Consider the following 12,770-nt stretch of genomic DNA (forward strand, 5'->3'; position numbering starts at 1 on the left):
TATTTCAAAGCGATGTTGCAATTGCGATCAATTGTGGAAAAATGATTTTAGTGCACCGGAGATGTGCAAGCCGAACCCCTCGCTTACAGGCCGGTGCAGTCGGGGTTGGAGGAAAACAATGGATGTCTCACTAAAATTCTGTGGCGCCGCCGGGACAGTCACCGGTTCCTGTTACATGGTGAAAACGGCCGGTCACCGTTTTCTGGTCGATTGCGGCATGTTTCAGGGCACCAAGACCATCCGGTCTCTGAATTACAATTCTTTTCCCTTCGATCCCGCCGAGATTGATTTCGTTCTGCTCACCCATGCCCATATTGACCATTCGGGCCTGTTGCCCAAGCTGTTCAAGGAGGGTTTCAAGGGGCCAGTCTATATGACGGAGCCGACAAAGGATCTGCTGGCTGCGATGCTGCCCGACAGTGCGCACATTCAGGAAATGGATGTCATGCATCTCAACCGGCGCAACGCGCGGCGCGGCAAACCGGAGATCGAGCCGATCTACACGCAGCAAGACGCAGAAGCCTGCCAATTGGACTTCGTCAGTGTTGACTATGAGGAATGGCTGGATCTTGATGGCATTCGGGTCAAGTTCTGGAATGCCGGGCACATTCTGGGCTCTGCCTCCATCCAGATCGAAGTCCCTACAGCCGATCCCAACGAGGACAGCCTGCGCCTGCTGTGGTCCGGCGATCTGGGGCCCAATCACAAGCTGTTCCACCCCGACCCGGACGCCTCAACCGATTATGATTATGTGATTTCAGAAAGCACATACGGTGGTCGCACCCGTCCGGTTGTGACCTCAGAGGAAAAGCGCGACATTCTGCTCAAAGAAATCAAAGCGGCGCTGAAAAACGATGGCATGTTGCTCATTCCGGCCTTTGCCGTTGAACGGACACAGGAACTCCTCGCCGATATTCTGATCCTGCAGCAGACAGGCCAGCTCAGAAACGTGCCGATCTTTCTCGATAGTCCTCTCGCCATCAAGGCAACTGAGGTCTTCAAGAAACATGCGGGTGAACTGGAAGATGTCGCGGGCCACCTTGATCACATCAATACCGGCCATATCCGCTTTACTCAGACGGTGGAGGAGAGCAAGTCCATCAACCGGATCAAATCCGGTGCCATCATCATGGCTGGAAGCGGCATGTGCGACGCCGGGCGCATCCGCCACCACATCAAGAACCGCATGTGGAACACCAACACCACACTATTGCTGGTCGGCTATCAGGCTGAAGGGTCTCTGGGGCGTTTGCTGCTCGAAGGCGCCAGAAAGGTACGCATTCAGGGCGAGGAAATCACCATTCGCGGCAAGGTCAGGCAGATCGAGACCTATTCAGGCCATGCGGATGAAAACGAACTGGTTGACTGGATCACCTCGCGCAAACCCATCAGGCATGGGCTGTATCTGTGCCATGGCGAGGAAGAGGCGGCTAAGGCACTGAAGGCGGCCCTGATTGCTGAAGGGATGCCTGAGAAGCTCATTTCCATTCCCTCAATCGATGATGAAGTGCGCCTGAGCCGCAAGGGCAAGCCGGACTATTTCGAAAACATTCCGCACCGCTTGAAACCTCAGGATCTTGGCGGCTGGGATGCGCACAACGAGTTTGCCGAGCTGCAGATCGACCTCAAGGAAGCTTTCGACAAGCTCGCTGACGAGAAGGCAAGACGCGCCCTTGCTCGCCGCATCAAACGCGCGCTGGAAAAAGCCTAGCCATCAGAAGCAATCGGGGTGCCGATGGGTGCGGCGCCTCGCTGAAATCTGTTCAAACCAGACCCATCCCCGATAATGCAATCGTCAGTCACAAAACTGAAGCATAAGAAAATTAGACGGGTAGGTGTGTGTTGATTTGAACAGGAGAATCTTGACATGCCAAAGGCAGCCGCTTTGGAAAAGGCGCAAGCGCTGCGTACGCAGATTCACCGTATTTTCGGGACTGTCTCCGAAGGTGCAGGCCCACTCTCGTCATCCTTGTTGTTCTGGCAACAGAGTCTGAAAAATCCCGTCCAGATCTGTAGTGTCTTTCCGTCCCGGCCATCCGTCGGCAAAAGCATGTGCGAAGCGGTTGGGGAGTGCAACGGCAAGCCAGTGATCGAGCTGGGGGCTGGCACCGGTGCTATCACGCGGCAGTTGCTCGGCAGCGGCATCAAGGCGCACGATCTGACGGCGGTTGAGCTGGATCGGGAGTTCGCAAGCTTTCTCTCCCGAAAGTACCCCGGTGTCGATGTGCTGAACATGGGTGCAGAAGAGATCGCCGATCTCTGGCTGAAACGAAAAAGCCCCAAGGTCGGGGCTGTGGTTTCGACCTTGCCGATCAAGCTGTTCGATGACGCACTTCAGCACCGAATTCTGGGATCGATGCTCGACGTCATGGCAGAGGATGCAAGCTTTGTCCAATTGACCTACCGTCTCAAGTCGCCCATCAAGAAAGAGGTTTATGAGAATCTCGGTCTGAAGGCAAAGTGCGACAGGGCCGTTTGGCAGTCGATTCCGCCAGCCTTTATCTGGAAATATGAACGCGCCTGATCCTCGCTCCAAAGCGATGTGGCTTACTGGTCCCTGCGCTCGACGAGATCCGGATCTGCTGTGATCGGGCGATAGATTTCAACCCGGTCGCCTTCTTCCAGAGGTTTGTTGAGCTTTGAGATACGGCCGAAGATGCCGACCTTCTGCCTTTCGAGGTCGATTTCGGGGAACTGGTTCAGAATGCCGGACAGATTGATCGCATCTTCCACTGTGCTGCCCGTGGGCATCTCCATCCGCATCCAGACCTTGTGGGTCGGGGTGACATAGGCAACGCCGATATTCATTGGAACGCTCCTTTCCGCAACTGCGCACATGGCGTCTGGTGCTCAACGAGGGGCCTCGTGCGCTGGGTGGCCGGATCCCCCACGCAGCCCAATCTGCACTCAGATTGTGATTTGCTTGCGCATGGGTTCGCTGGGCTGGGTGTCGATCTGGTCTTGCTGGGCGAACTTGGCGTCGATCATCCGTTTCACAACCAGAATGAGGCCAAGCATGATAAACCCGCCAGGCGGCAGAATGAAAATCAGAAAACCGCCATAGTCGGGAATGACCGTGATTTCCAGAAAGCTGAAAGCGGGTCCGAGCAAGAGCGAGGCACCCGAGAAGAGCGTCCCAGAGCCTATGATCTCCCTGACTCCACCCAGAAGGACAAGCGCGAGGGTAAACCCCACGCCCATCATCAAGCCGTCCACCATCGCTGGCAGAATCTTGGCTTTCGAGGCAAAACTTTCGGCGCGGCCCAGAATGGCGCAGTTGGTCACGATCAGGGGAATGAATAGCCCGAGGATCTTGTAAAGATCGTGCATATAGGCGTTCATGTAGAGATCTACGATGGTCACCAGCCCTGCGATGATCAAAACAAAGGCAGGAATGCGGATTTCCGGCTCGATGATGTTGCGCAACAGAGCGATGAGCAGTCCCGAGGCCACAAGAACCGCTGTTGTCGCAAGGCCGAGCCCGAGCCCGTTTGTCGCCGTGCTGGTCACCGCCAGAAGGGGACAGAGCGCAAGGGTTTGGGAGAAGACGATCGTGTTGGTCCATAGACCCTCAAGGGTTATGTCGAGATATCTGTTCATGACGGCTCCTCTTGTGTCTTGATCGGTTCGGTGACGTTCGGCTCTGCCTTGTGACCGCCTTCGAGCAGCTCATCCATATGAGAGGTGAAGAAGCTGATACCGCCCTTGACTGATTGAACAACCGCCCGTGGCGTGATCGTTGCGCCAGACAGCTGATCGAAATAGCCGCCGTCCTTCTTGACCTCCCACTGGTCTGGCGACAGGAGGGCGAAGGACTGACCAGTGAAGCTTTTGATCCAGTCACTGCGGTTGGCCTCGATCTTGTCGCCAAGGCCCGGTGTTTCTGCGTGTTGGAGAACGCGCACCCCCAGAATGGTGCCATCGCGATCCACGCCAAGCAGCGCAAGGATAGGGCCGCCATAGCCTAGTCCTGTAACCTGATAGGCAACCGCCGTGAGTTCGCCATCAACAGTGGCCGGATAGATCCGCTTGGACACACCGCCGGCATCTGCCAGAACATAGGAGTCCCGCACCAGATCATTGTCGTGCAGGGCGGATGGGATCACGAGTGAAAGCGAGCCTTGCAGGTCTTCTTTCTGGCGCTGCTGGATCGCTGCCTCTGTCGCCATATGGCTTGAGGCAAGAATGAACGCGGTAACCAGCGAAAATCCGCCAAGAAGAGTGGCAAGATAGGCCGGATTGCCTCTGATCCTGTCATAGATGCTGCCCGCTTTGCGCGCGAGGCGCCGGGCCATGCCGACGGAACGGATAAGGGTCTTGTTGCGACGGCTCATACCGGTCTCTCCACATCCTTGTCGTCATATTCGATCGGCGTGCCCTTGCGGGTGCGGCCATAAACGCGGGTCTTGATGTAGGTATCGATCAGCGGCACCGTCGCATTCATCAAGAGGATCGCAAACGCCACCCCTTCGGGATAGGCCGCCCATGTGCGGATGATGAAGGTCAGCGTTCCGACACCCGCGCCAAACACCAGCTTGCCAAGCGCTGTGCCGGGCGCAGTGACATAGTCGGTGGCGATGAAGAACACGGCAAAGACGAAGGTGCCGGAAACCAGGTGAACCATTGGATCGGCATAGCGGTTGGGATCGATGGCATGAAACAGACCAGAGAGGGCAACCATCGCTACCGTCATGGCGACGGATGTGTGCCAGGTGATAACCCGGGTTGCGATAAGGAACAGGCCCCCAAGTAGAGCCAGCAGAGCGGAGGTTTCGCCCATTGATCCGGCCGTCATGCCGACCGCCATGTCGCGCAAGTCAAAGCTCTGCGACAGGATCGTGGGCAGCATTTCCCCCTGACTGAGTTGTGTCTTGATTGATCCCAGCATTGATGCACCGGTGAATGCATCCAATTGCGTATGGCCAATCAGCGTCACATAAAGCCCCTCAATCAGATTGGGCGCACCGGCCGAGCCGAGCGGGACGGGGTTAATGAACTGCGTCATCTGAACGGGAAAGGAAATGAGGAGGATTGTTCGCGCCACCATCGCCGGGTTGAAAATATTCTGGCCAAGACCACCAAAGGCGTGTTTCGCCAGCGATATGGCTATGATCGCACCGATGGCACCAACCCACCATGGAGCCCACGGCGGAAGGGTCATCGCAAGGAGCCAACCCGTGAGAAGCCCGGATCCGTCCATGACAAAGGTTTTGACCGGTTTCCCCGCAAGGCGCAGACAAAGGGCCTCGCACAACAGAGCCACCAGCACCGTCACGACAAACAGAAACACCGCCGGCCAACCGAACTGATAAAAGCCGAACAGGGTGGAGGGCAGCAGCGCCACCATGACGAGCCCCATGGTGCGGGAGACGCTTGCTCCGGAATGGGTGTATGGGCCGCTCAGGATGTCAATCGCGCTCATGCCTTTACCTTCACCTTGTCACTCTCGCCCGAGTTTGCAGATTTGACCGCCGCACGGGCCTTGTCGAGCTTGGCCTGTTCCTGTTGCTTCTTTTTGGCTTCCCGTTCCGCTTTCATCTTGGCCATGGCAGCCTTCTTCTCAAGGCGCATCTTTTCCATGCGTGTGTCATGGGACTGCATCAGGCGCTTGGTCTCTTCCTGCTTGTGGTCGGCGCGCTGTTTGGCCGTCAGACTGCCCTTGGCGTAATTGAAATATTGCACCAGCGGGATGTTGGACGGGCAGACATAGGCACAGGAGCCGCAGGCAATGCAGTCCAGAAGCCCGATGTCGACCGCACTGTCGAGTTCATCGCCGCGAATGCGCTGGGCCATATCAAACGGCATCAAGCCGCACGGGCAGGCCGCCACGCAGGCCGTGCAGCGAATGCAGGGCATTTGCGGCTTGGCTTTCACTTCTTTTACGCCGAGGGCGAGGATGCCGTTGCTGCCCTTGATGATCGGCGCGCGCGTGCTGTGGATCGGCTGCCCCATCATCGGCCCGCCCAGGAGCAGCCGCTCCGGCTCCTGCACGAACCCACCACAATGCTCGAGAATGTGTGAGATCGGCGTGCCCATCAGCACGTCGTAATTGCCGGTCCTCTTGATCATCTCGCCACTGACGGTCATGACCCGTGAAATGAGTGGACGACCATGCACGACAGCCTCATGCACCGCATAGGCAGTGGCAACATTGTGCACGACAACACCAATATCGGCAGTCAGCGCGCGGGCAGGAGTTTCCTTGCCCGTAAGGGTCTGGACAAGATGCTTTTCCGATCCCATGGGATAGCGGGCAGGCACCTCGGTCACGCAGATGTTGAGATCGTTTCGCGATGAGCAAGCGGCCTTGAGCTGCCTGGCAGCTTCTGGCTTGTTTGTTTCAATGGCAATGATTGTTTTTGCAACACCAAGCGTGCGGTGCATCAGGCGGATGCCATCAAACACGGCGTTCGTGCGTTCGCGCATGAGCCGCTCATCACAGGTGAGGTAGGGTTCACATTCGGCGGCATTGATAACGAGCGTGTGCAGTTTGTTGCGGTTTCTCAGATTGAGTTTGACCGCTGACGGGAAGGTCGCCCCACCCATGCCCACGATGCCGCATTCGCCCACGCGCTTGGCGATATCGTCCGCACTCGCTGTCTCCGGATCCAGAGCGGCGGCGAGATCACCCCATTCATCCTTGCCATCGGGCCGCAAGGTAACGGTCGGGCCGGGAAGACCGGACGCATGGGGCGCCACAAAGCGACCAATGGCAATGACACGGCCCGAGGTGGGCGCATGGATGCTGGCCGACACTGCACCGCGAGACGCAGCCAGAAGCTGGCCCTTCTTCACTTCATCCCCCTTGTCCACGATGGCGGTCGCGGGGGCTCCGATATGTTGCTGCAATGGTATGCGCAAGAGGCTGGGCATCGGCATCGGTTCGATGGCCTTGTCCGCAGCCAGTTCCTTGCGTCCCTTGGGGTGAACACCCCCTCTGATCTTGAACAGTTTCATCGCGAGTTCCTGTTATCGTGCCCCTGTCAACTGGCCAACGGAAGGTCAGGCTTGGGCCAGTGCCATGTTTGAAGGGTTGGGGTTTCAAGGCGCATGGTGATTGCGCCGGTCGGGCAGACATCGGCGCATTTCCTGCAACCGGTGCAGGCGTCATCGACAACGCCGTGGATCTGTTTGGATGCCCCGATGATCGCGTCGGTTGGGCAACGCTTGATGCATTTGGTGCAGCCAATGCAAAGATCTTCAAAGACAAAGGCGATCACAGGGCCACTATCTTCCATATCGGAGAGGTCAGCCTCGATGCCCAGCTTGTTGGCGAGATCGGTCGCCAGAGATTTGCCTCCGGGCGGGCAAAGAGTGACGGGCGCGTTATTGGTTGCAAGAGCATTGGCCGCATCTGAACACCCCAAAAAGCCGCATTGCCCACAATTGGAGCCGGGTAGAAGCGTTTCGATCTCGCCAGCGATGGGGTTGCCCTCAACTTTGAGATAGTAGGCGGCCAGCCCGAGACTCCCTCCCAGCACGATCCCCATGATCAACAGTGCGGACATTGCTTCATACATCGCGCATCTCTCCTAGCGCATCTCAGTGCGAGACAAGGCCGGCAAAGCCCATGAAGGACAGGGACAGAAATCCGGCGGTTAGAAAGGCTATTGGCGTTCCTGCGAAAAGCGTCGGGACATCGGCGAGCTTGAGGCGCTCTCTGAGACCGGCAAACAAGACCAGCACCAGCGAAAAGCCGACAGCAGAGCCAAAGCCGAACAGGACGCTTTCAATAAAAGTGTGATCTTCCTGAATGTTGAGCAGTGCCACCCCCAGAACCGCGCAGTTGGTGGTGATGAGGGGCAGGAAGATGCCTAGCCCCTGATGCAGAAGTGGCGAAAGCTTGCAAATGGCCAACTCGGTAAACTGCACAACAGAGGCAATAACCAGAATGAGCGTCAGGATGCGCAAATACTCCAGACCCAAAGGCTGCAGCACCAGAGTCTCGAGCAACCAACCAGCCGTCGCGGCGATTGTCAGGACAAAGGTCGTCGCAAATCCCATCCCGAGAGCTGCGGACAGTTTGTTGGAAACCCCCATAAAGGGGCAAAGTCCGAGGAACTTGACCAGCACGACATTGTTGACGAGGGCTGTCTCCAACAGGATGAGCAACATGGTGTCCATGGCATCTTCCGATCATGATGTGGGTCGGCTTTGAGGTGGTTGGAAGATGATTTGCATTTCCTGTGCCAAGTCAGACTTGCTGACGGGCAATCTGCGCCGAGATCGATAAAGCCAAGAGTTTCCGTTGAATTTCATGGACTTAGTGTTAATACTTATATGTGCTGGAATTCCGACAATTTCCCGTTTTAGTCGCCGAAAAATGTAGCAAATCCGACAAGCATCACAGTCTGGAATGGTCGAAAAGCGCCCAAAAACTTCGGCACGCAACTTGCATTGACCTTTTCTTGTAAGAGAAAGAGCAAGAAGCGAAAAAACCATGGCTGAACTTTCTACAGACAATATCAAGGTGCCATTGCACACGATGGAATGCGCCTCTCATTGCCAGTTGGTCGATTACCAGAAGCGCCAGTATGAGAAGGCGCGGCTCAATGTCATTCGTGCCCGGATGGCCGAGACGGAGATGGAATACAGAACGCGCGAGATGATCGACGGGGCTCTTTATCTGTTGCAGGCACCGCTCAATGTCATTCAGGCGATGTCGAACAACATGGAACGCCAAACCTGCCAGCAGAAGGTCCTTCATTGCGCGCCGATGGGCTGTGCTGTCGAGGAGGCTCTGGAATCCGGTGAGGCCGCAAAGAACAGGCTTTCATTGGCGATCCCCGAGAAGAAATCGATGGTGCATGGCCCGATCAACGTCAACGAGGCAATCCGCGACTGCCTTGTTATCATGGCAGACCAACTGGCCGCGGCAGGGATTGTCGTCGATTGGCGTGCCCAGCCGGACCTTGCCATGACCTTTGGCGATGAGATTGGTTTGAGAGTGCTGCTGCGCATCTTGATTGACAATGCAATCATCGCCGTGGCGCAGGACAATGCCAGAGCCCGTGAAGTGGGCGTGACGTCGCGCACCGCTGATGACGGGCTGATCGAAGTCTGTATCCACGATACCGGATCGGGCATCGACCGGGGGTTGAGAAGCAAGGTTTTCGAGCCCTTCTTTACCGCATGGAGCGAAGGACCCCATCGCTCGGGAATGGGGCTGGCAATCGCCCATCAGATTCTTTCGGACCTTCATGGTGAGATCGAAATCAGAGATGGCGGAGGCATAGGGACCTTCGTCAGCTTCACATTGCCAGCCTGCTGAATTCAACAGGGACTATGAGTGATCAATGACCGCCAACGCACATTCAAGCTCAACCATAGCGCAGAGTGGAAGTCGGGTTTGCCCAAAGCCGATTTTCTGCTCGTTCTACCGACGGGAGCTGGAGACCCTATACAAGGTCAGTCAGCTTCTGGGCCGGTCTCTGGACCTTCAGGAGACCTCGCAAGAGGTCCTCAAGCTGCTGCATGAAGAAGGGCGGCTGCATTACGGTATGATCTGTCTGGTTGAGGAGGAAACCGGCGATCTGAAAATCACGGATGTGCATCAGGACCATGCCATCTTTACCAAGAATGTCCGCTATCAACCCGGAGAAGGCATCGTCGGCGCGATCCTACGCGAGAAAAAGCTCATTGTTGTGCCACGGGTCTCTCAGGAGCCGCGTTTTCTGGATCGCCTCGGCATGTATGATCCGGAGCGACCGTTCATCGCAGCTCCGATTTTTATTGGTAATGACGATCCTGTTGGTGTGCTCGCAGCGCAGCCCAATTTCTCCGACAAGTTTCTGGAAGACAATGCCAAGCTGATGCAGATGATTGCCTCGCTGATCGGTCAGGCGATCCTTCTGTCCAGTGCCGTCAAACAGCAGACCAGTGAACTGCGCGCGGAACGGGACAGCCTGCGTCGCCGCGTCAAGCGTTTGCATGCCTTCGATAACATCGTCGGTGAGACAGACGCCATGCGCATGGTTTTTGATCAGGTTCGCATGGTGGCCAAATGGAATACCACCGTCTTGATCCGGGGTGAGAGTGGCACCGGCAAGGAATTGATCGCCAATGCGATCCACTACAATTCGCCGCGCGCCAAGGAGCCTTATCTCAAACTCAATTGCGCCGCGCTGCCTGACAATCTTCTGGAATCCGAGCTCTTTGGCCATGAAAAAGGTGCCTTCACCGGTGCCACTGCCCAGCGCAAGGGACGGTTTGAGCAGGCAGACGGCGGCACGCTGTTTCTTGACGAGATCGGCGAGATTTCTGCGGCCTTTCAGTCAAAGCTTCTGCGCATTCTGCAAGAAGGAGAATTCGAACGCGTTGGCGGCAACAAGACGCTGAAGGTCGACGTGCGCATCATCGCTGCCACCAACAAGGATCTGGAAACCGCCATTGAAAGTGGCGACTTCCGTGAAGATCTTTACTATCGCCTGAATGTGATGGCAATCAACATGCCGTCTCTCAAGGATCGATTGGATGATATCCCGGAGCTTGCCCGGTTCCTGATTGGCAAGGTGGCTGAGCAGCAGGGCAGGGAGTTGACACTCAAGGACAGCGCCATTCGCCTGTTGCTGCGCCACACCTGGCCGGGCAATGTGCGAGAGCTGGAAAACTGCCTTGAGCGCGCGGCGGTCATGAGCCCGAATGGCATCATCGACCGCGATGCGGTTTCGCTGGCAGGGCTTCCGGAAAAGGCGTTGACCGGTGTACCCGCTCAGCCCTTGCCGCCGATCCTCAAGTCGCAAAACCCTGAACCGGTCTCTGCCGACAAGGCATGGCAGAATGAAGAACTCGATGAGCGAGAGCGTGTGATCGCGGCGCTGGAAGAAGCCGGCTGGGTTCAGGCCAAGGCCGCGCGACTGCTCGATATGACCCCGCGCCAGATCGCCTATCGCATCAAAATTCTGGGCATTCCCGTGCGCAAGATCTGACTTCGCCTGATCCCCGTCGCAAGCCATCGGTGGCATTGTCATTCATTGTCACAAAACGCGCAACAACCGCGCTCAATGATTGTTACATCTGCGACAAAAATCAGGTCTTTGCGGCATATGAAAAATACATTAAATTCAATAACATAAAATAACTTTCGCGTGTGGCACAGCCCTTGCAAAGCATCCTTCAAAGCAGAAATGCAACGAACCGGAAAGGATGCCATGCGATGGAGTTTTCGGACCATGAAGCCGATCATAATGGCGACGGATGCACGCAAGTATCCTGCGGCAGCTCGCAGGATCATGTTGCAGAACTTCCTGAAAGCATCCGGGAGAAGGTCAAGAACCATCCCTGCTATTCCGAAGAAGCCCACCATCATTATGCCCGCATGCATGTGGCCGTGGCTCCGTCCTGTAACATCCAGTGCAACTACTGCAATCGCAAATATGATTGCGCCAATGAAAGCCGCCCCGGCGTCGTCTCCGAATTGTTGACACCGGATCAGGCAGTCAAGAAGACACTGGCCGTCGCCGCGACCATTCCCCAGATGACCGTTCTGGGTGTGGCGGGGCCGGGCGACCCGCTCGCCAACCCCGAACGCACCTTCGAGACCTTCCGCCAACTGACGGACAAAGCGCCCGACATCAAACTGTGCGTGTCGACCAATGGACTCTCTTTGCCTGATTGCGTGGATGAACTCGCCAAACACAATGTCGACCACGTGACCATCACCATCAATGCCGTCGATCCGGAGGTCGCCGCCAAGATCTATCCGTGGATCTATTGGAACAACCGCCGCATGCGCGGCGTCAAGGCGGCCAAGATCCTCATTGAACGCCAGCAGAAGGGGCTGGAAATGCTCATCGAGCGCGGCATTCTGGTCAAGGTCAACTCGGTCCTGATCCCCGGCGTCAACGACGAGCATCTCAAAGAAGTCAGCAAGGTCATCAAGTCCAAGGGCGCATTCCTGCACAATGTCATGCCGCTGATCGCGGAAGCCGAACACGGCACATATTATGGCGTCATGGGACAGCGTAGCCCCAACCAGCAGGAACTGACCGCGCTTCAGGACGCCTGTGGTGATATGAATATGATGCGCCATTGCCGTCAATGCCGCGCCGATGCGGTTGGCCTGCTTGGTGAGGATCGCGGCGAGGAATTCTCGCTCGCCAAAATCGAGGATATGGATATCGATTACGAAGCGGCCATTCTCAAGCGCGCCGAGGTGCAACAGGGCATTGAGGCCGAGCGAACCCGCAAGAAAGAGCGTCACGAAAATCTCAAGCAACAGCTTGCGACATCCGGCAGCCGGACACTTTTTACCTACAATGGCCAGACCACCGAGGAACGCGCCAAGGCAAGCCTCTCCAACAGCAATGCTATCCCTTCGCATTTGGCAGCTGCCCTTGGCGGCGCAACTGATGCCCCAACCCCCGTGCCATCAAGCAGCCGTCCGGTCTTCATGGCCGTGGCGAGCAGCGGGCAGGGGGTCATCAATCAGCATTTCGGCCATGCCAAGGAATTCATGATCTATGAGGCCTCCCCGCGCGGGGCTCGCTTTGTCGGCCATCGCAAGACTGAACAATATTGCGGCGGCGACATGACCTGCGGCGATGCGGAAACCTCACTGCAAAAGACTATCCGCATGCTTTCCGATTGCGAGGCGGTGCTCTGCTCCAAGATCGGTTACGAGCCGTGGGACCAACTGGAAGCGGCGGGCATTGTGCCGAGTGGTGAGCATGCCATGGAGCCGATCGCCAAGGCGGTCATGGATGTCTATCTCGAGATGTTTGAAGCCGGCTCGCTCGCAGACAACGCAACCCGGCCCCTGACGGCGTAAG

The 12,770-nt window shown here is 56.7% G+C and carries 12 protein-coding genes; 5 read left to right on the top strand and 7 right to left on the bottom strand.

Annotated features, from left to right (window positions below; genetic code table 11):
• The first annotated feature begins 118 nt into the window (after positions 1-118).
• Positions 119-1,711, top strand: a complete 1,593-nt coding sequence (locus tag CPH65_RS15755; protein WP_096174756.1) for an MBL fold metallo-hydrolase — start codon at positions 119-121, stop codon at positions 1,709-1,711.
• A gap of 156 nt (positions 1,712-1,867) precedes the next feature.
• Positions 1,868-2,524 carry a class I SAM-dependent methyltransferase gene (locus CPH65_RS15760; protein WP_096174757.1) on the top strand — a complete coding sequence of 219 codons (657 nt, stop codon included), beginning with the start codon at positions 1,868-1,870 and terminating at the stop codon, positions 2,522-2,524.
• A gap of 23 nt (positions 2,525-2,547) precedes the next feature.
• On the opposite strand, the gene CPH65_RS15765 is transcribed toward CPH65_RS15760, so the two are convergent.
• The 7 genes from CPH65_RS15765 to rsxA all read right to left on the bottom strand — a co-directional run bounded on the left by CPH65_RS15765 (position 2,548) and on the right by rsxA (position 8,124).
• A complete protein-coding gene (locus tag CPH65_RS15765; protein WP_096174758.1) occupies positions 2,548-2,808 on the bottom strand; it encodes an RnfH family protein in 261 nt (86 codons plus the stop codon).
• A gap of 99 nt (positions 2,809-2,907) precedes the next feature.
• The gene (locus CPH65_RS15770) at positions 2,908-3,600 is read right to left on the bottom strand and encodes an electron transport complex subunit E (RefSeq protein ID WP_096174759.1); all 693 of its coding nucleotides are present in this window, start codon (positions 3,598-3,600) and stop codon (positions 2,908-2,910) included.
• The gene (gene rsxG, locus CPH65_RS15775) at positions 3,597-4,334 is read right to left on the bottom strand and encodes an electron transport complex subunit RsxG (protein ID WP_197703861.1); all 738 of its coding nucleotides are present in this window, start codon (positions 4,332-4,334) and stop codon (positions 3,597-3,599) included. Before rsxG ends, CPH65_RS15770 begins: the two co-directional genes overlap by 4 nt.
• The gene (locus tag CPH65_RS15780) at positions 4,331-5,422 is read right to left on the bottom strand and encodes an RnfABCDGE type electron transport complex subunit D (protein ID WP_096174760.1); all 1,092 of its coding nucleotides are present in this window, start codon (positions 5,420-5,422) and stop codon (positions 4,331-4,333) included. The genes rsxG and CPH65_RS15780 overlap by 4 nt, the downstream gene beginning before the upstream one ends.
• Entirely contained in the window at positions 5,419-6,957 is a 1,539-nt protein-coding gene (gene rsxC, locus CPH65_RS15785) for an electron transport complex subunit RsxC (RefSeq protein WP_096174761.1), read from the bottom strand. The genes CPH65_RS15780 and rsxC overlap by 4 nt, the downstream gene beginning before the upstream one ends.
• 26 nt (positions 6,958-6,983) lie before the next feature.
• Positions 6,984-7,520, bottom strand: coding sequence for an RnfABCDGE type electron transport complex subunit B (locus tag CPH65_RS15790; protein WP_096174762.1), 537 nt, complete (start codon positions 7,518-7,520; stop codon positions 6,984-6,986).
• A gap of 22 nt (positions 7,521-7,542) precedes the next feature.
• Positions 7,543-8,124, bottom strand: a complete 582-nt coding sequence (rsxA, locus tag CPH65_RS15795; RefSeq protein WP_096174763.1) for an electron transport complex subunit RsxA — start codon at positions 8,122-8,124, stop codon at positions 7,543-7,545.
• A 316-nt stretch (positions 8,125-8,440) separates the two neighbouring features.
• Between rsxA and CPH65_RS15800 the strand changes: the two genes are divergently transcribed.
• From CPH65_RS15800 to nifB, 3 genes are all read left to right on the top strand, one after another.
• The gene (locus tag CPH65_RS15800; protein ID WP_096174764.1) at positions 8,441-9,271 is read left to right on the top strand and encodes an ATP-binding protein; all 831 of its coding nucleotides are present in this window, start codon (positions 8,441-8,443) and stop codon (positions 9,269-9,271) included.
• Between the two features lie 25 nt (positions 9,272-9,296).
• Positions 9,297-10,928: a nif-specific transcriptional activator NifA gene (nifA, locus tag CPH65_RS15805; protein WP_096174765.1), complete on the top strand. Its 1,632-nt coding sequence runs from the start codon at positions 9,297-9,299 to the stop codon at positions 10,926-10,928.
• A gap of 227 nt (positions 10,929-11,155) precedes the next feature.
• Positions 11,156-12,769 carry a nitrogenase cofactor biosynthesis protein NifB gene (nifB, locus tag CPH65_RS15810; RefSeq protein WP_096174766.1) on the top strand — a complete coding sequence of 538 codons (1,614 nt, stop codon included), beginning with the start codon at positions 11,156-11,158 and terminating at the stop codon, positions 12,767-12,769.
• Position 12,770 lies beyond the last annotated feature (1 nt).

Source organism: Cohaesibacter sp. ES.047, assembly GCF_900215505.1.
GTDB lineage: Bacteria > Pseudomonadota > Alphaproteobacteria > Rhizobiales > Cohaesibacteraceae > Cohaesibacter.